The sequence below is a fragment of the Gordonia jacobaea genome (assembly GCF_001186365.1).
Classification (GTDB): domain Bacteria; phylum Actinomycetota; class Actinomycetes; order Mycobacteriales; family Mycobacteriaceae; genus Gordonia; species Gordonia jacobaea.
Window position 1 is genome coordinate 36,867 of the sequence record NZ_LDTZ01000017.1, and the last position, 16,778, is coordinate 53,644.

General features: G+C 63.8%; 16 protein-coding genes and 1 riboswitch. Of the genes, 8 read left to right on the forward strand and 8 right to left on the reverse strand.

Annotated elements, in window-relative coordinates; translation table 11 throughout:
• Window positions 1–106: 106 nt before the first annotated feature.
• Complete coding sequence (locus ABW18_RS11375) at window positions 107–1,312, forward strand: PucR family transcriptional regulator (RefSeq protein WP_200903254.1); 1,206 nt, start codon at window positions 107–109, stop codon at window positions 1,310–1,312.
• A 216-nt stretch (window positions 1,313–1,528) separates the two neighbouring features.
• Here ABW18_RS11375 and ABW18_RS11380 read toward each other — a convergent pair whose 3' ends face one another.
• Window positions 1,529–2,767 (reverse strand): fatty acid desaturase family protein, encoded by a 1,239-nt coding sequence (locus tag ABW18_RS11380; protein ID WP_049699111.1) that lies wholly within the window; start codon window positions 2,765–2,767, stop codon window positions 1,529–1,531.
• Window positions 2,768–2,776: 9 nt separating this feature from the next.
• On the reverse strand, window positions 2,777–3,889 hold the full coding sequence (locus tag ABW18_RS11385; RefSeq protein ID WP_049699112.1) for a ferredoxin reductase: 1,113 nt from the start codon (window positions 3,887–3,889) through the stop codon (window positions 2,777–2,779).
• Between the two features lie 306 nt (window positions 3,890–4,195).
• On the opposite strand from ABW18_RS11385, the gene ABW18_RS11390 reads away from it, so the two are divergent.
• Entirely contained in the window at window positions 4,196–4,894 is a 699-nt protein-coding gene (locus tag ABW18_RS11390; protein ID WP_053117451.1) for a PE-PPE domain-containing protein, read from the forward strand.
• Between the two features lie 27 nt (window positions 4,895–4,921).
• Here the strand turns inward: ABW18_RS11390 and ABW18_RS11395 are convergent, their stop codons facing one another.
• The gene (locus ABW18_RS11395; protein WP_005206366.1) at window positions 4,922–5,419 is read right to left on the reverse strand and encodes an HNH endonuclease; all 498 of its coding nucleotides are present in this window, start codon (window positions 5,417–5,419) and stop codon (window positions 4,922–4,924) included.
• A 299-nt stretch (window positions 5,420–5,718) separates the two neighbouring features.
• On the opposite strand from ABW18_RS11395, the gene ABW18_RS11400 reads away from it, so the two are divergent.
• The 5 genes from ABW18_RS11400 (at window position 5,719) to ABW18_RS11420 (ending at window position 11,238) form a co-directional block, all read left to right on the forward strand.
• Entirely contained in the window at window positions 5,719–7,149 is a 1,431-nt protein-coding gene (locus ABW18_RS11400; protein ID WP_235434355.1) for a serine hydrolase domain-containing protein, read from the forward strand.
• A 38-nt stretch (window positions 7,150–7,187) separates the two neighbouring features.
• Window positions 7,188–8,369 (forward strand): sensor histidine kinase, encoded by a 1,182-nt coding sequence (locus ABW18_RS11405; protein ID WP_049699113.1) that lies wholly within the window; start codon window positions 7,188–7,190, stop codon window positions 8,367–8,369.
• Complete coding sequence (locus ABW18_RS11410) at window positions 8,366–9,007, forward strand: response regulator transcription factor (protein ID WP_049699114.1); 642 nt, start codon at window positions 8,366–8,368, stop codon at window positions 9,005–9,007. The genes ABW18_RS11405 and ABW18_RS11410 overlap by 4 nt, the downstream gene beginning before the upstream one ends.
• Before the next feature lie 108 nt (window positions 9,008–9,115).
• A complete protein-coding gene (locus ABW18_RS11415; RefSeq protein ID WP_049699115.1) occupies window positions 9,116–9,868 on the forward strand; it encodes an ABC transporter ATP-binding protein in 753 nt (250 codons plus the stop codon).
• On the forward strand, window positions 9,865–11,238 hold the full coding sequence (locus ABW18_RS11420) for an ABC transporter permease (protein WP_049699116.1): 1,374 nt from the start codon (window positions 9,865–9,867) through the stop codon (window positions 11,236–11,238). The genes ABW18_RS11415 and ABW18_RS11420 overlap by 4 nt, the downstream gene beginning before the upstream one ends.
• A gap of 186 nt (window positions 11,239–11,424) precedes the next feature.
• Here ABW18_RS11420 and ABW18_RS11425 read toward each other — a convergent pair whose 3' ends face one another.
• From ABW18_RS11425 to ABW18_RS11445, 5 genes are all read right to left on the reverse strand, one after another.
• Window positions 11,425–12,141, reverse strand: a complete 717-nt coding sequence (locus ABW18_RS11425; protein WP_049699117.1) for an FAD-binding oxidoreductase — start codon at window positions 12,139–12,141, stop codon at window positions 11,425–11,427.
• A gap of 58 nt (window positions 12,142–12,199) precedes the next feature.
• Window positions 12,200–12,796 (reverse strand): sulfite oxidase-like oxidoreductase, encoded by a 597-nt coding sequence (locus ABW18_RS11430; RefSeq protein WP_049699118.1) that lies wholly within the window; start codon window positions 12,794–12,796, stop codon window positions 12,200–12,202.
• 383 nt (window positions 12,797–13,179) lie between these two features.
• On the reverse strand, window positions 13,180–14,118 hold the full coding sequence (locus ABW18_RS11435; protein WP_049699427.1) for a transporter substrate-binding domain-containing protein: 939 nt from the start codon (window positions 14,116–14,118) through the stop codon (window positions 13,180–13,182).
• Between the two features lie 88 nt (window positions 14,119–14,206).
• Window positions 14,207–14,992, reverse strand: a complete 786-nt coding sequence (locus ABW18_RS11440; RefSeq protein WP_049699428.1) for an amino acid ABC transporter ATP-binding protein — start codon at window positions 14,990–14,992, stop codon at window positions 14,207–14,209.
• Window positions 14,993–15,027: 35 nt separating this feature from the next.
• A complete protein-coding gene (locus ABW18_RS11445) occupies window positions 15,028–16,026 on the reverse strand; it encodes an amino acid ABC transporter permease (protein ID WP_049699119.1) in 999 nt (332 codons plus the stop codon).
• A gap of 22 nt (window positions 16,027–16,048) precedes the next feature.
• Window positions 16,049–16,166: riboswitch (SAM riboswitch) on the reverse strand.
• A gap of 150 nt (window positions 16,167–16,316) precedes the next feature.
• Between ABW18_RS11445 and ABW18_RS11450 the strand changes: the two genes are divergently transcribed.
• Window positions 16,317–16,778: an SRPBCC family protein gene (locus tag ABW18_RS11450; RefSeq protein ID WP_049699120.1), complete on the forward strand. Its 462-nt coding sequence runs from the start codon at window positions 16,317–16,319 to the stop codon at window positions 16,776–16,778.

Genomic DNA, 16,778 nt, shown 5'->3' on the forward strand with positions numbered 1-16,778 from the left:
AAATATGACACCATACGTTGTTACATTCCAGAGTGCGTCACACTTAGCCGTCGCACCAGGTGCCAAGTGCCCACGATGAACGTCGCGCAAGGTGCATACTGTTCGAATGTCCGATGAGTGGCCGTACGTATCCCCCGAGATCAAAAGCCTGATCCGACGCGGCGCCGAACTCATCCTGGACCCGCCCGAGGAATGGATCGAAGCCATCCACGACGCTTCACTGGGTGGTATCCGTATGAAGGCCATCGCCGACGACCCTGTGCTCGCCGAGGGAACTCGCCGCACCAACCTCGCGAACACCATGCGTTGGGCGAGGAGCAACGTAGTCCATCCCGGCGAACGCGTACCCGCCGAGATCAGCCCCGACATCCTCGCCACCGCTCGCGACCTCGTCCGGCGCGGCCTCGATGAATCAGCACTCGACGCCTTCCGCACCGCGCAAAGCGTCGCTTGGCGTCTGTGGATGCAGGTCTGCTTCAGCCTCACCGACGACCCCCAACAACTGCGCGAACTCCTCGACATCACGCTCATCTCCATCTCGACCTACATCGACGACACCGTCGAGGCGACGAGCAACAGGATGCGCAGCGAACGACGCGAGCTCACCCGCGGCACACACGCGCAGCGTCGAGAAGCGGTTGCCCTGCTTCTCGAGGGCGCACCCATCCCCATCGATCGCGCCGAAACCCAACTCGGCTACCGACTCCTCGGACCGCACACCGCGTTGATCCTGTGGAGCAGCCACCCCGAACAGGCCGCGACACTCGAATCTGCCGCCGACACGCTGGCCGCCTCGGCCGGGTGTGCCAGCCGGCTCACCGTCGTGGCCAGCGCAGCGTCGCTGTGGATGTGGCTGCCCACCGATGAGGCGCACATCGCGCGTGTCTCGCCATCACCACTGATCGACGTCGCCGTCGGTAGAACAGGCGACGGCGTCGACGGCTTCCGCACCAGCCACTTTCAGGCGCTCGCGACCCAGCGGATCGTCGCGCAGCTCGGCGGTTCGCACGGATTCGTGAGGTACGACGACGTCCGACTGGTCTCGCTGCTGATGTCGTCCGCCGAGGACACCGCGGCGTTCGTCGACGACACTCTCGGCGAGTTCGCACACGCCGACTCAGCGCTGCTCGACACAGTGCGAACCTGGATCAGGCTGCAGTGCAACACGTCTCGGACCGCAGAAGCGCTCTATACGCACCGCAACACCGTGATTCGACGCCTCGCACGGGCCGATGAGCTTCTGCCACGTCCGCTCGACGAGAGCCTGCTCGACGTCGGCGTCGCGCTTGAGGTGCTGCGCTGGCGGGGGTGATCTCGACAAGCTCGATCAGCGGTGGGCAGCTCGATCAGCGGTGGCCAGCTCGATCATTCACCGCTGGTTGAGCAGGCCGCGAGCAGAGCGAGCAGCCGAACCCGCTGGTTGAGCAGGCCGCGAGCGAAGCGAGCGGCCGTGTCGAAACCACCCCAGCGAGGAGGTGATCTCGACAAGCTCGATCAGCGGTGGGCAAGCTCGATCAGCGGGGGACCCTCAGCGAGCGGCCACCCGCGACGACCGCAGCTCCCGCAGCGCCGACCGCAGCCCGCGCCGACGTCCGGTATCCGGGTCGACGCCGAAGTGTGTCTTGGTTCCCTCAATGATGTTGAACCGCAACTCCGATGCCGTCTCGGGCGCGTCGTCGGCGCTGGCCTTCAACATGGCGTTGGGCACCGATAGCTTCGCGATAGTCCGGAACGTCAACCAGTACTGATGCTGCAACGAGCCCGTGGTGTACGGCAGGTCGTACTTGTCGCACAGTTCGCGCACGCGGACCGCGATCTCCTCGTACCGATTGCTCGGCAGATCCGGGAAGAGGTGGTGCTCGATCTGGTGGCTGAGGTTGCCGCTCATGAATCGCATCAGCGGGCCTGCGCGAAAGTTGGCTGATCCCAACATCTGTCGCAGGTACCAGCGGGGCTGGTCTTCTTCCTCGTGCTCCTCGACCGTGAACTTCTCCGCACCGTCGGGGAAGTGCCCGCAGAAGATCACGGCGTACGACCAGTAGTTGCGGATGAAGTTCGCAGTCGCGTTAGCGGTCAGCGTGGTGAACCAGTTGGGTCCGGCGAGCGCGGGGAAGATCAGGTAGTCCTTGGCGGCCTGCTTCCCGACCTTCCGCCCGATCACCCGAAGATCTTTCAGCGCAGCGCGATACGACTTCTGGCCGGTCCTCAACTTCTCCGTCTCGAGGTGGTGCAGCGCCACGCCCCACTCAAAAAACGTTGCGAGAAGGAAGTTGTAGACCGGGTTGCCGACGTTCCACCATTCCCACGGCTGGTCTCGCGTGACACGGAGGATGCCGTAGCCCACGTCATCGTCCGTGCCGACGATGTTCGTGTACTTGTGGTGCACAAAGTTGTGCGAGTGCTTCCACTGCACGCTCGGGCAGGTGGTGTCCCACTCCCATGACGACGAGTGAATCTCGGGATCGTTCATCCAATCCCACTGCCCGTGCATCACATTGTGGCCGAGTTCCATGTTCTCGACGATCTTGGCGACGCCGAGCATCCCGGTGCCGAGAATCCACGCGGGTTTGCGGTTGCTGAACATGAGCACTACGCGTCCCCCGGCGGCGAGCGCACGCTGAAATGCGATGGTGCGTCGAATGTATTTCGCGTCGGCGACGCCTCGCGATTCTTCGATGTCACGTCTGATCGCGTCGAGTTCGGCACCCAGTGCCTCGACGTCGGCCTCTGTGAGATGGGCGTACCGATCGATGTCGGTGATGGCCATGGAGTCTCCCTACAGGTCTAGCGTGCATTCACCCGACACAGTCGAGATACATGTCTGGATTCGGTCACCTTCACGTCGTTCGTCGCCACTGCGCAGATCTCGGACGTAGCCGGCCGCGAGCGGAACAACGCAGGTCTGGCAGATACCCATTCTGCATCCGAAGGGCATCTGGATTCCCAACTCCTCGCCTGCTTCAAGGAGCGTGGTGGCACCGTCGACGTCGGCCGACTTACCCGATTTCGCGAACGTCACCGTGCCGCCCTCACCACCGACGTCGGTGCGTGCGATGGCGAATCGTTCGATGTGCAGCTGGTCCGATAGCTCGTTCTCGCGGAACACGTCCTCGATGTCGTCGAGGAACTCGATGGGTCCACACGCCCAGCACGAGCGCTCGCGCCAATCCGGAACCGCGGCGTCGAGCTGGGTGACGTCGAATCTGCCATCCTCCGAACTGAGGCGTAGATCCAGTGTGTAGCTGGGTGTTTCGTCGTCGAGTTGTTCCAGCTCATCGAGGAAGATCACCGAGTCGCGGCTCGGTGCGGCGTGGACGTGAATGATGTCGGGCGTCTGTTCGCGGTGTTTCATCGAGCGAAGCATCGCGATCACGGGCGTGATGCCACTGCCCGCAGTCAAGAACAGGACTGCGTCGGGAACCGGCTCCGGCAGGTGGAAATCACCCTTGGGCGCGGCGAGGCGAATGATTGTGCCGGGCGCGACACCGTCGACGAGGTGGGTTGACAGAAAGCCGTCGGGATTGGCTTTGACGGTGATGGAGATCGTCTTGTCGTCGTTGCTGCCGAATGACGTCAGCGAATACGACCGCCAATGCCAGCACCCGTCGACGTCGAGTCCGATTCCGACGTACTGCCCTGGCTGATAGCTCTCGGGAAAGCCCCATCCCGTGCGGATCACCACCGTCGCGCTGTCGGCGGTCTCCTTGACGACGTCCTCGACGCGTCCGCGTAGTTCACGGGCGCTCCACAGTGGATTGATCAGATGTAGATAGTCGTCGGGTAGCAGAGGGGTCGTCGCTCGCGCGATCAGGCCTCGCAGGATGTTGACCTCTGGGCGCGTCGCGTCGACGTCGGCCGCAGGCCGCTTACTCCACTTGAGAAGATTCACCAGCCTCCCTCCGGTAGCTCGTAGTGAACGAGTGTACACACAGTCCGTGATGGGAGTCACAGTCGCATTTGAGTTCGTTCCGTTAGCCGCCGCTAACAGTTTGCTTACGGTCGTTCGCCGAGCTAGCGACATGCTCTCGGTCGTTGGTAATCCTGGTCAAAGGGGGGAATTCATCCCCTACCGAACGGCGAATCGTCCATGTCTCTCGCCCGCACACACCACGCCCATCGCGACAACGTCCCGCTGCGTTCACGACGCAGAAGACTCGGCTCACGGCACAAAAATTTCGCAGGATCAGCAGCCTGCATGATCGCCCTGCTTGCCGCGTCCATCCTCCTTTCGACCCCACGGTCCGGCCCGCCCGAACGGTCAGCAGGCGTCGCCCTCGCTGCGGACAACAAGACCACGACGGTACTCACCTGCGAACCACTACTGATCGGCCTCGGAGCTTTCGCCGCCGCGACGATGAACACGACGCTGAGCGGCTTCGCGCCCGCTCATGGCACACCGGTGGGCGTGCCTGCGTCGAACGACCTGACCTACGCGGGCTTGCTGAAGGGTCGCGACAATCTCAATGACTCCATTCGCAATACGCCAGGCAAGAAGATTGTCTTCGGCTACTCGCGGGGCGCCCAGATCGCATCCGAGTGGCTCCGCGCTTACGCGGGCAAGCCGGGGGCTCCGAGCGCCTCCGACCTCTCGTTTGTTCTGATCGGGAACCCGCAACGACGTCTCGGAGGCGACCTCGGGAAGACACTGGACGGAGTCACACTGCGGCCTGCACCAGACAACACTCGATACACGGTGACCGATATCAGTCGACGCTGGGACGGGTGGGCGAACACCGACAACTGGCCTGACGGTCCGAACCCCGCCGCACAGGAAAAGTTGGCGAACAACAAGTTCAGCGGTGCGCACACGTCGTATTGGTGGACGTCGATCAATAGCCCACAGAATCAGACTCGCGCTGTCGTCGGGAACACCACGTATGTGGTTGCGCCGTAGCGGATTCATCGTGATCCGCCACGGCAACTACCCGGTCTTCGGCCGCAACGTGAACAGCTCCCAGACCTCTTTCTGGTCCTGTGCCCACGGGTCGTAGACGAACGGCGCGTGCCTCATCGCCATACCCGCCTGCCGCGGAGTGCGATTGGCCTTGAAACCGTTGCACGATTTGCACGCCGCAACCTGGTTTCCGAAGGTGCTCTTGCCGCCCTTGGACACCGGCACGATGTGGTCGACGGTGTCGGCTGGGCCGTCGCAGTAGGCACAAATCCACTGGTCACGGCGCAGAATGGTCGCTGTCGAGGCATACGAATCCATCGACTTGCCCGCATAAGGTCGGTAGGCGTTGCGCTTGATGGCCACCACCTTGTGAATCGGCAGCGTCACTGTAGGTGAATGTACGACGCGCACAACCGGTGTGCCCTCGACGTTGCGCGCGACTTCGGTGGTCAGCAACACGGCCGCACGACGCCAGGTGACACGCGCCAGGATCTGTAACCCGGCGTTGGTGACGAAGATAGTCATGGCAGTCCTCCCGATGCCGTATGCGCTCGGACGTGGCGCGATCCACGCTAATGGCAATACGTCGATCCCGCGAGGCCATTTGTTCTGTGGCGGCGAAATACCGCCCGGCGTTCACTTCGATGACATATTCGGACGGACCGTCGACTGTTGCGCCCGGATGTGTGCACTGTGGCCACCCCGCGGGCCGATCTGCACACGGTCTCAACGGCATCGCCCTCCATTTCTCGAAGCCGACACCACCCGATCAGTCGCGTGCCACGCTGCACGTCAGTCGTTCTCACAATCAGGGGGTCAGCGCAGTGTTCGAGCATCCGGCGCATCGGCTTTTCACGCCTTCCCGGCGGCGACTTCTGCTGACGTGTGCAGCACTGATCGCACTGGTGGCACCGGTCGCGCTGACCACTGTGCCGACCGCCGACGCAGCGCCGAGCCAAGCCCGGTGCGCCCTTCCGCAGGGCTCTGCGGCACCCAATTCCGCCACGCCGTCGAGTGTCGGAATCGACAAGGCAAAGCTCGACGACGCCATCTCATTCGCGGCGTCGAGAATGCGGACGCATATCGAGGTCTATCGCAACAACTGTCTGATCGGAAACGGCCCACTCAACACCGTGACCGGAAACATTCCGTGGAATCTGTTCAGCTCGACCAAGAGCGTCATCTCGATGCTCGCAGGTGTCGCGTACACGCAGGGGCGACTCGACCTCGGGGCGTCGATCGAAAGGTACCTCCCCGCGGGGGCTGTCGATCGTTCACATGCAGCGATCACCGTGCGCGACCTGCTCACGCAAACGTCGGGTCTGCGTCAATCGATCATCAGCGAAGCGCTGACAGCCGGCCTCGACGTCGACCCGGATATCGCGAAAGAGGCTCTTGCGCTGCCGGTTCAACATGAACCGGGCACGTTCTTCGAATACACGCAGCACGGACCCGACCTCCTGGCCTACGTCGTTCGTCGCGCCGTCGGAGAAGATCTGCAGCAGTTTGCGCAGCGAACTCTGTTCGGCCCCTTGGGAATCAAGCAACACGACTATTACTGGGCGCGCGATCGGTCCGGTCACACCTACGGATACGCGTTCTTGTTCATGCCTCCGGCGGACTATTCACGGCTCGGGCTGCTGATGCTCAACGACGGGGTCTGGCGCGGCCAGCGAATCATCAGTTCTGACTACATCCGTCAGGCGCGCACACCATCTACGTCGAACCGCTGCTACGGATATCTGTTCTGGGTCAACGACTCTCCCTGCACCGGTCCGTCGTTTCCCTCCCGACAGACCATCGAGCAGGCACCCCTCGCCGGGTTGCCCTCCGACGCCTACGCGATGGTCGGCTTCTTGCAGCAGAACAACTTCATCGTTCCCAGTCTCGGACTGTTGGTGAGCTGGAACGGAATTCTCGGCGACGTCTCGCCGGACCCGGGAACGCTACTCAGCGCGAGTCTCAACAGCGAGCTGTATCGCGAGTTCTTCCGCAAGCTCGTCGCTGCCTTCCGGACGCCGAGGATTCCCGACCCCGGACCGTACCGTCCGACGATGAACCTCGACTTCGATCCGGTCCAATTCGCCGACCCGAACATCGCGTTGGGCGCGTTGGGTTTCGGGCCGTACGCGCCGTCGAATTGCACGGTTCTGCGATGCGGTTCGACCCCCCTGCGCGCGCCCCTGCAGGGCAACCCTGGCTGCTTCGCGATCACCTGCCTCCCGGGCACACCTGCGTCACCCGGCAAGCGGTAGGCCTCCGGCGGCACCCCGCCATCTGACACTCTGGACGCATGCGCGACCCGCTTTACGCCGGCGGCCTGACCCGTCGAGGCCTCATGCTCGACGTCGCCGTGGCCCTGCTCTTCGGTGCAATCGCGATCTGGCTGCACTTCGACCAGTCGACACCCGCGGGCATTGCCGCGGTGCTCGTGACCGTCGCGCTCGCTGTCCGACGACTCGCCCCGACGCTGATGATCGTGCTCACGCTGGCATCCGCGGCGATTCAGGTGGCGACCGACCAGATCGCCGTACTCGCCTCGCTCGCCTACTTCCCGATCTTCGCGACGCTCGGCGGGCATCCGGACCGTCGGGTTCGACGTGGTTCGCTCGCCGTTGCCGTCATCGGATCGCTCGTCGCCGGGTGGGAGTTCCCGCACGCCTACACAGTCGAGCCGTCCCTGCTCAACCGTGCGTTCACGACGTTCGTCGGATTCTGCCTGGCGGCGGTCGTGGTGATCGGCGGGTGGACGTTCGGGTTCATCCGGTATCAGCGTCGTACGGTCGCGCAGGCCAAGGTCGCCGAAACCATCGCACAGCTCGAACGCAGACGCCTGCTCGACCTCTACGACGAACAGCGTGAACGCACACGTCTTGCGCGCGACATGCACGACGTCGTCGCACACTCGTTGACCATCGTCGTCGCACAGGCCGAGGGTGCCCGCTACAGCATCGACACCGCACCCGACGTTGCACGGAACGCATTGACCGTCATCGCCGACACCGCACGCGAATCACTCGGCGAGGTGCGCGGACTGCTCGCCCAACTCAACAACGACGACGCCGTCGCCGCCTCCCGCGCCGACCGCGAAACCCTATACGAGCGGATGCGGACCGCGGGCATGACGATCGAGACGAGCGAGATCGGCGACGAGCAGACCAGCGAGCCTGCCGTCGGACGAATGGCGCAGCGCGTCTTGACCGAAGCACTCACCAACGCACTCAAATACGGCGACCTGGCCACGCCAGTCACCGTCGAGATCGACTGGACCGGAGGCTGCCACCTCACCGTGCGCAACGGGTTGACCGACACCCCGCTCTCCCCCGGTGGCGCAGGCCGCGGCATCATCGGCATGGCTGAACGCGCCGCGCTCGTCGGCGGAACGGCCCGCAGCACCGCCACCGAGGACACCTGGCTGGTCGAACTGCGCGTGCCCGCCACCTCCGACGTCGACTCGAAAGGAGTGTCGCGGTGATCCGAATCGCCCTCATCGACGACCAGCCCATGTTCCGCCAGGGCATCGCGATGATCGTCGACAGTCAGCCCGACATGGAAGTTGTCGGACACGAGTCGTCGGCCCTCTCACTCTTGGATTTCGTGCGCACCACACGCCCCGACGTCATGTTGATGGACGTGCGCATGCCGGGCATCGACGGCATCACCGCGACCGCAGACCTCGTCAGCGCACTCGGCGACGACGCTCCGCGCGTGTTGGTACTCACGACGTTCGACGCCGACGAGGCTGCGGCGTCGGCCATCGCCGCAGGGGCCAGTGGGTTTCTCCTCAAGGACGCGCAGCCAGACTTCCTGCTCGCCTCGATCCGGGCCGTCGCCAACGGCAGTCAGGTGGTAGCGGCGTCGGCGACACGGCGCTTGTTCGAGCAAACCCGCACGCGGGCAGGCGATCCCGGACCCGAGTACGACCGCCTGACCCCACGCGAGCGCGAGATACTCGTGCGGGCAGCACAGGGACTGTCCAACGCCGAGATCGCCGACGCCGAGGTACTCTCGGAAGCCACTGTGAAAACGCATGTTTCGCGCATTCTCGCCAAGCTGGAGCTGCGCGACAGAGTGCAGCTCGTCGTGTACGCATACGACCACGGGTTGGTCTGACCGCCACGACATACATCTCGAGATGTACGCGATGTAGTCCGGCGGACCGAGCCGATTTCATCGTCATGGCTGACGACTTGAGCATTCGCGTTCCCTAGCGTTGTCTGCATGACGAATGAACCAGCATCTGTGGTGCTACGCAACGTATTCCGAAGCTACGGCGACCCGAGCCAACCGATCCATGCGCTACGCGACGTGTCGCTCGATCTGCGACGTCGAGAGTTCACGGCAATCATGGGCCCGTCAGGATCGGGCAAATCGACGCTGATGAACGTCGTCGCTGGACTCGACGACATCACGTCGGGTGAGATCTGGGTCGACGGCAATCCCATCGGGTCGCTCGACGATGAAGCACGAACAGTGCTGCGTCGCAGACACATCGGTTTCGTCTTCCAATCGTTCAACCTCATCCCGACGCTCACAGCTCAGGAGAACATCAACCTCCCGTTCGTACTTGCCGGGACACGACTCGACGCGCAGACGCGCTACTGGATCGCACACCTGGTGCGGTCACTCGGCCTGGACGAACGCCTCGACCACCTGCCCGCGGAGCTCTCCGGCGGCCAACAGCAACGTGTCGCCATCGTGCGCGCGCTCGCGATGCGTCCGACGATCATCCTGGCCGACGAGCCGACAGGCGCCCTCGACACACGTACCAGCCGAGAGGTGTTGGCGCTGTTGACCACCGCGGTTCGCGAGTACGGGCAGGGCATCGCGATGGTGACGCACGATCCCGTCGCGGCGTCGTATGCCGACCGCGTGATCATGCTCGCCGACGGCCAGATCACCGGCGAGTACCGCGGCCTCGGCGCGCGTGAGATCTCCGAGCTTCTCATCGGCTTGCAGGGGGTCTCGGCATGAGGGCAACATCGGCACGGCTGACCGTCGGATCGTTGCGTGAGTTGTCGACGGTCGGCATCGTCGCAGGTCTCGCCAGTGCTTACGGGACAACGCTTGTCGACGCTGCGAGCATGCTGTCGGTGCTCTCGGAGAAGAAGGGTGGTTCTGCTGGTGCGGCGCTTGCAGTGGTTGCTGCGGTCTTCATCGGTATTGCCCTGTTCGTCTCCGGGATCGTGATCAGTTCGGGTGTCGACACGGTCATCGCGGGTCGTCGAGCACAATTGAGACTGCTACGTCTGATCGGGGCGAGCGCACGTCAGTTGCGAGCTGGACTCACCAGGGCCGTCGTCACGGTCGCGGCGATCGGAGCCGTGATCGGCATCGTGTGCGCGACAGTGGTCATGACCATCGTTCGAGAAGCGCTGCTGCACAACGGAAAACTGCCTAGCGGCGACTACCCACTCCTACCGCTGGGAGTCTTTGCTGCCGGCATTGCTGTCGTCCTGATCGCGGCCATCGCTGCGCGGGTGGGCACACGGTCGACGCTCACTCGTGCCGCGGTGGCGCACGGGGCGCGGTCGAAGGTCGGTACGTTCCGGACGGTTGTTGCTTGCGGCGCAATCGTGTTCGGTGCGTTGTTGCTGGCGCTCGCGTGCTACCTCGGTGAGTTCGGCAATCTCACCGGCTTCGCGGTTGCCTTCCTCGGTGCCGCGTCGGTCTCGACGGGTGTGCTGATCGGCGCGCAACGCATTGTGCCGCAATTGGTCCGGTGGATGGGTGCCGCGTTCGGTGCCAGCGCACCGTCGATCGTGGCACGCAAGAACGCCGTGTCCGACCCGCGACGGACGACCCGCTCGACCATCGGACTGCTCGTCGGCGTCACGCTGGTGACCACCATCGCGTCGGGGATGAGCTCGCTGACGAAGTCGATCCACAGCTGGGACATGCCGCCCGCCGAGATGGCCGAGACCGAACGCTCACTGTCGGTCATCACCGCGATCCTGCTTGCCATGATTGCGATCTCGGCGATCATCGCCGCCGTCGGGTTCGTGTCGACGATGTCGCTCACCGTGATCGGCCGCACGCGGGAGATCGGAATGCTGCGTGCCATGGGGTTCACGGCGAAGCAGGTGCGCGCAATGGTGGTCCGCGAGTCGCTGGCGCTCAGCGGAACCGCAGTGATCGCTGGCCTGGTACTCGGCGTCATCTTCGGCACCGTCGGCAGCCAGTCGCTCATCGGCAAGGCGACCTCGGGCATCCCCGTCGGGCTGCCCTGGGGTGCACTCGTCGCGATCATCGCGGGCACTGCCGTCGTCGTGATCGCCGCCTCGCTGCCACCGAGCCGTCGCGCGGTAGCCGTCGCCCCCGTCGACGCGCTCGCGGTGGCGTGAGAGTTGGCCGTGTGTTGATCTGCGGTCTGCCCGGCCCGCCCGCGGTCTGCAAGAAGCACGTGTTTCTGACATCTGCGCGCGAAGTTCCGCTCGCGGGTGTCAGTTACACGTGTTTCTGGCGTCGGCGTCCGGACGGACTACCAGGCGTTCTTCGTTGCCATGCCGTCTCCTGTCGGTCAGCACTACCTAGCCGAAACGCTCGGTCCTGATCCGTGCGGCGTCGTGCCCAGCGTCGAGCATCGCTCGAGCACAATGTTCGACGAACCCGTTGGGTCCGCAGATGTAGACGATGGGCTCCCGCTCGGGTTGGAACGTCGCTGCGGCGAGTTCGTCGGCGGTCACGCGGCCAGGTCGACGACGCTCCCCATCCGCAGCGACTCGTGTGTGAAAGATGTTGACGGGCAACCGATTGTGCGCGACCAGCTGATCCAACTCGTCGGCGAAGTAGCGGCGGCTCGGCTCCCGCAGCGAGTACACGAGGTTGAATGGCGTCAGTGGTGCGCTCACCTCGCGGAGTCGGATCATCGACATGAGCGGCACAATCCCCGACCCGCCGCCGATGAGTTGGACCGGCCGCGTCTGCGACGGATCCCACGTAAACCACTGCCCGTTCGGTCCGCTGATCTCGAGCGGCTCGCCCACCTCGACGACGTCGACGAGGTACGGGGACTCCTCGCCGTCGTCGACCTTCTCGACGGTCACCTCGATGGTGCGGCTCTCGCGGACATCGGAGAGCGAGTAGGGCCGGGCCGTCGAGTATCCATCCTCCGCCGTCAGTCGGATGTCGACGTGCGCGCCCGCGTCGGCGCTCATCGGTTCGCTGAGCGCGAGTCGCAGTGAACGCGCTGTGGGCGTTTGCATCTGCGACCCGACCACCGTCGTGATCTGCCAGTCCACGGCCATCACTCCTTCGGTGTCACGGACGGGTGTGTCACGAGTAGCCGCGTGAGGGGCAGTGGCGTCACGAGTAGCGCTGCTCTAGCCAGGGGTCGCCGTAGATGTGGTAGCCGCGCTCTTCCCAGAAGCCCGGCGCATCGTTGGGCATGAACCGCAGGCGTCGAACCCATTTGGCACTCTTCCAGAAGTACAGGTGCGGAACGAGCAGCCGCACCGGCCCGCCGTGTTCTGGCGCAAGGGGTTCACCGTCGAAAGTGTCTGCGAGCCACGCCTTCCCGTCGGTCAGGTCGGCGAGCGGGACGTTGGTGGTGTATCCGCCGTAGCAGTGAGCCATCACGTAAGCGTCCGGCGCCCAGGGCAGCGTCGACAACAAGTCGTCGAATGACACCCCGCGCCACCGCGTGTCGAACTTCGACCAGCGTGTCACGCAATGGATATCGGTGGTGACGTCCTGGTGTGGGAGGTCGCGGAAGTCAGACCAGCCAAGACTGTGCGCACGATGATCCGACGACTGGATCGTCAACCTCCACCGGTCATGGGGCAGCGCCGGCGTCGGCTCGGCGGACAGCACAGGAAAGTCGACGGTCGAGTACTGCCCGGGCGGCAGCCGATCAGCCATCCGATCGCGACGCCCGACGAACCCCCGGTTCACTATCGCCATACGACCAAGTGTAGGCGCGCGCCGGGTCGTCGCAGGTCAACGGCGGAGCGGCGGGGTGGGCGCCGCGCGGGCGTGCAGGAAGTCGGGGAAGAGGCCTGTCGAGGTGCAGGAAGTAGCGGAAAGAGTCTGCAGCCGGGCAGGAAGTGGGGGAAGGAGCTCCCCGCGGCGCAGAAAGTAGGGGAAAGAATCTTTCGGTGGGTTCCTTCGCTTTCCTCGAGTTGTTCCTCGCGGAAAGGTCAGCAAGTCGCGGAAAGAACCCTTCCCCTACTTCCCGCAGACCGACGAGCACCGACTTCCCCTACTTCCCCTACTTCCCACGGACCGGCGCACCGACAGCGACCCGCGACCAGGCCGCTCGCAGCGACCGCGAGGCAGTCCGTCGATCAGAAGGTGCTCGGCGGGTTGACCGTCGACTTCTCGACGCCCGTATCCGGGACACCCCACTTGGCGAAGATCTTTGCGTAATCCCCCGTCTCGATCAGCTTGTTCACGGCATCGGAGATCGGCTTGGCCAGGCCCGAGTCCTTTGCGGTGACGAATCCGACTGGTGTGGAGCTGATCTGGCCGAGGAACTTGGTTCCCTCGACGTGCTTCTCGTCGTACTTCAGGCTCAGTACCGGCCCGAAGAACAGGTCGACCTTGCCGTTCGCCAGACCCAGGAAGATGGGCGCTGTGTCGTTGAAGTACTGGACGGTCCACGGCTTCTTGCCGATCTTGGCACAGTCATCGACGTGCGAGCTCAGCAGTGTCTGGAAGGTCGAACCGGGGGTGGTGGCGATGGTGTAGCCGCACACATCGGTGATGGTCGAGACCTTCTGTAGGTCGACACGTTTCGAGCCGAGGAAGCCCTGACCGTCGTTGAGGTAGGTCGAGAAGTCGAGGACCTTCTCGCGTTCGGCGGTGACTCCGAAGTTCGCCTGTCCTACTTGGTATTTCCCGTTCTGGACGCCGGGGATGATCGAGGCGAACGTTCCGTACTCGACGTTCCAGTTGACACCGAGGACCTTGCCGATCGCGTCACGCAAGTCCAGATCGAGTCCGACGTTCTTGTCGTCGACCACACCGCCGTGCGGCAGGCTCGACGTCCCGGGAGTCTGTGTGGTGCCGACGGTCAGGGTTCCCGCTGAGCGCACGCTCTCCGGCAGTTCAGCGCTGATCGCATCGTCCTTGACGATCTTGCTGGTGATGTCCTGTGTCAGAACGGCCGACGCCTCGGCTGAGCTCGTCGTGTCGTCCGACGACGATCCACAACCACTCAGCGCAATGCTCCCGACCACAGCACTGGCGGCCAACAGGGCGAGAATACGTGGTCGGTGCTTCATCGTTCTGGTCCCCTTGTCTGAATTCATCTGTCTGGTAACTGGTTACGGCAGGAGGAAATGCATCTGCCGTAACCGGCCTCGCGCAGTCTCACAGCACCGCGGAGAGAAACGCTTTTGTCCGCTCGTGTTGCGGGTCGTCGAGAATCTCTGCGGGAGCACCGGATTCGACGATGCGCCCGCCGTCGAGGAAGATCGCCTGGTCGGCAACTTCGCGGGCGAATCCGATCTCGTGCGTGACAATCACCATGGTCATACCGCTGCGTGCGAGATCACGGATCACGGCCAGGACCTCGCCGACGAGTTCGGGATCGAGCGCGCTTGTCGGTTCGTCGAACAGCATGAGGCGTGGCTTGAGCGCCAAGGCTCGTGCGATGGCGACTCGTTGCTGCTGACCGCCGGAGAGCTGGCGCGGGTAGGCACTTTCGCGTCCGGCCATGCCGACACGTTCGAGCAGATCGCCGGCTCGTGCGACGGCTTCGCCGCGCGGGATGCCCGCGGCCAACGGTCCTTCGATTACGTTCTGCTGCACCGTCATATGACCGAAGAGGTTGAACTGCTGGAAGACCATCCCGATCGTGGAACGCTGACGCGCGATCTCACGATGGGACAGTTCGTGCAGCTTTCCCGACGAAGGCCGGTATCCGATGATCTCACCGCCCACCTCGACGAAGCCGCTGTCGGGCTTCTCGAGGTGGTTGATGCAGCGCAGCAGCGTCGACTTACCCGAGCCCGACGGTCCGAGCAACACCGTCACAGTGCCCCTCGGGACGTCGACGTCGATGCCGTCGAGGACTTTGTGGAGTCCGAAGCTCTTGCGCAGTCCTCGGATTCGGACGAGAGGTAGCGTCTCGTCGTACTCCGTATCGTCACGCAGGGCTGCGGTTTTCCCGCGGCGCGTCGTCGCAAAGCTCACGCGCCCACCGCACCTTCGTTACGACGATCAAATCTGCGGAGGTCGGTGCGCACTCGCCCGAACAGCGGCAAGTTCTCCCGGATCGTCGTCCAGAACCCTTGTTGCGGTCGGCGATTGCCGCGCGAGTAGTGACGTTCGACGAAGTACTGCCCGACGGAGAGCACACTGGTGACGATGATGTACCAGATGGTCGCGACCAGCAGCAGTGGCAGGATCAGGTAGTTCTGCTGGTAGATCAATTGCACGGAGTAGAGCAGGTCTTGGACGGCGATCACACTGACGATCGACGTCGCCTTGAGCAGCCCGATGAGCAGATTGCCCGACGCCGGGACGATCGCCGGCATGGCCTGCGGCAGAATGATTCGACGGAAGATGCGATACCGACTCAGCCCCAACGCTTCTGCGGCCTCGGCCTGACCACGGTCGACGGAGAGGATGCCTCCGCGCACGATCTCGGCTGCGAACGCCGCGACATCGAGGGTCAGTGCGACGAACGCAGCGAGCACGCCCGAGAACAAGTGCGCCGTATCGGCTTTGACGAACTCCGGACCGAACGGAATCCCTAGTGACAGTTGAGGATACAGCGAGGCCAGCTCATACCAGAAGAGCAACTGGACAAGCGGCGGAATCGATCGGATCAACCACACGTAGCCTGCGCTCAGCGTCGACAAGATGGGGTTCGACGACAAGCGCATCACGGCGAGCAGAATCCCCAATGCGAAGCCGCACACCATGACTGACGCAGTCAACCACAAGGTCAGGCCGAGGCCGCGCAGGATTGATGCATGGAAGAAGTAGTCGCCGACCACATCCCACTGGAACCGCGGGTTGGTCAGGAGCGTGTGCACCAGCATCGCTGCGAGAACCAGGACGACGGCGCTACTCACCCACTGGCCGGGCTTACGCGCCTTGACCAGCTTGGCCGAAAGCAGTTCTGCGTCACGCGGTTCGCTGGTCAGCGGACGCGAGTGCGCAGCGGAAAGTTCAGCTGTCACAGGTATCGGTCTTCGTTCCTCGGTGTCGTTGTTACGGCAGCGGCGAGTGCCTGCTTCCGTCGGGTTGTCACCTGGAGCACCCCACCACGACGGAGGGTTGCTGGCCAGCAAGCCAGGGCTGGGCGCTGACACTCATAACCGACGCCACGTTAGTGCTGCGCCGCCGTCGCGCCGAGGGTATGAATCTGCGAGATTCTTAGGGTCGCGAAGTGGAAGGTCGGGTTGTTCGCGGAGGCGTCGACTCTGGTGCAACACATATCGTGGGCACAACGTCGAAAAGAGGAGACCTGATGGCCGAGCTGTTCGAGATCACCCGTCTGATCCATGCCGAACCGTCGGCGATCTTTGAGCTTTTGACCTCGCCAGGAGGTCACGTCGCCATCGACAGCTCAGGCATGTTGCAAAGTGCGGAAGGATCGCCCGTCAGCGCTGTGGACGACGAGTTCGTCGTTCACATGGATCGCGAGTCGCTCAACGACCTCCCGATGGGCAAATACGACGTACGGGTGATCATTACGGGCTTCGAGAAGGACCGGTGGATCGAATGGACGATCATCGGAACCGTACGACCGCCACTCGATCACCGCTACGGCTACCGGCTCGAACCGACAGACGACGGCACGCTGGTCACGTCGTACTACGACTGGAGCCGCGTGACCAACGAGGACATCAAGGGCCGGTTCCCGATCATCCCCGAGGCCGGGCTGCGCGCGACACTCGGGATTCTGGCGCGGACGGTTGAGGATCATTAG

Excerpts from the sequence above, each read along its gene's own strand:
- ABW18_RS11415 (WP_049699115.1), top strand. The coding sequence starts at position 9,116 with ATGACGAATGAACCAGCATCTGTGGTGCTACGCAACGTATTCCGAAGC.
- ABW18_RS11430 (WP_049699118.1), bottom strand. The coding sequence starts at position 12,796 with ATGGCGATAGTGAACCGGGGGTTCGTCGGGCGTCGCGATCGGATGGCT.
- ABW18_RS11450 (WP_049699120.1), top strand. The coding sequence starts at position 16,317 with ATGGCCGAGCTGTTCGAGATCACCCGTCTGATCCATGCCGAACCGTCG.
- ABW18_RS11420 (WP_049699116.1), top strand. The coding sequence starts at position 9,865 with ATGAGGGCAACATCGGCACGGCTGACCGTCGGATCGTTGCGTGAGTTG.
- ABW18_RS11395 (WP_005206366.1), bottom strand. The coding sequence starts at position 5,419 with ATGACTATCTTCGTCACCAACGCCGGGTTACAGATCCTGGCGCGTGTC.
- ABW18_RS11405 (WP_049699113.1), top strand. The coding sequence starts at position 7,188 with ATGCGCGACCCGCTTTACGCCGGCGGCCTGACCCGTCGAGGCCTCATG.
- ABW18_RS11380 (WP_049699111.1), bottom strand. The coding sequence starts at position 2,767 with ATGGCCATCACCGACATCGATCGGTACGCCCATCTCACAGAGGCCGAC.
- ABW18_RS11390 (WP_053117451.1), top strand. The coding sequence starts at position 4,196 with ATGATCGCCCTGCTTGCCGCGTCCATCCTCCTTTCGACCCCACGGTCC.
- ABW18_RS11375 (WP_200903254.1), top strand. The coding sequence starts at position 107 with ATGTCCGATGAGTGGCCGTACGTATCCCCCGAGATCAAAAGCCTGATC.
- ABW18_RS11425 (WP_049699117.1), bottom strand. The coding sequence starts at position 12,141 with ATGGCCGTGGACTGGCAGATCACGACGGTGGTCGGGTCGCAGATGCAA.
- ABW18_RS11435 (WP_049699427.1), bottom strand. The coding sequence starts at position 14,118 with ATGAAGCACCGACCACGTATTCTCGCCCTGTTGGCCGCCAGTGCTGTG.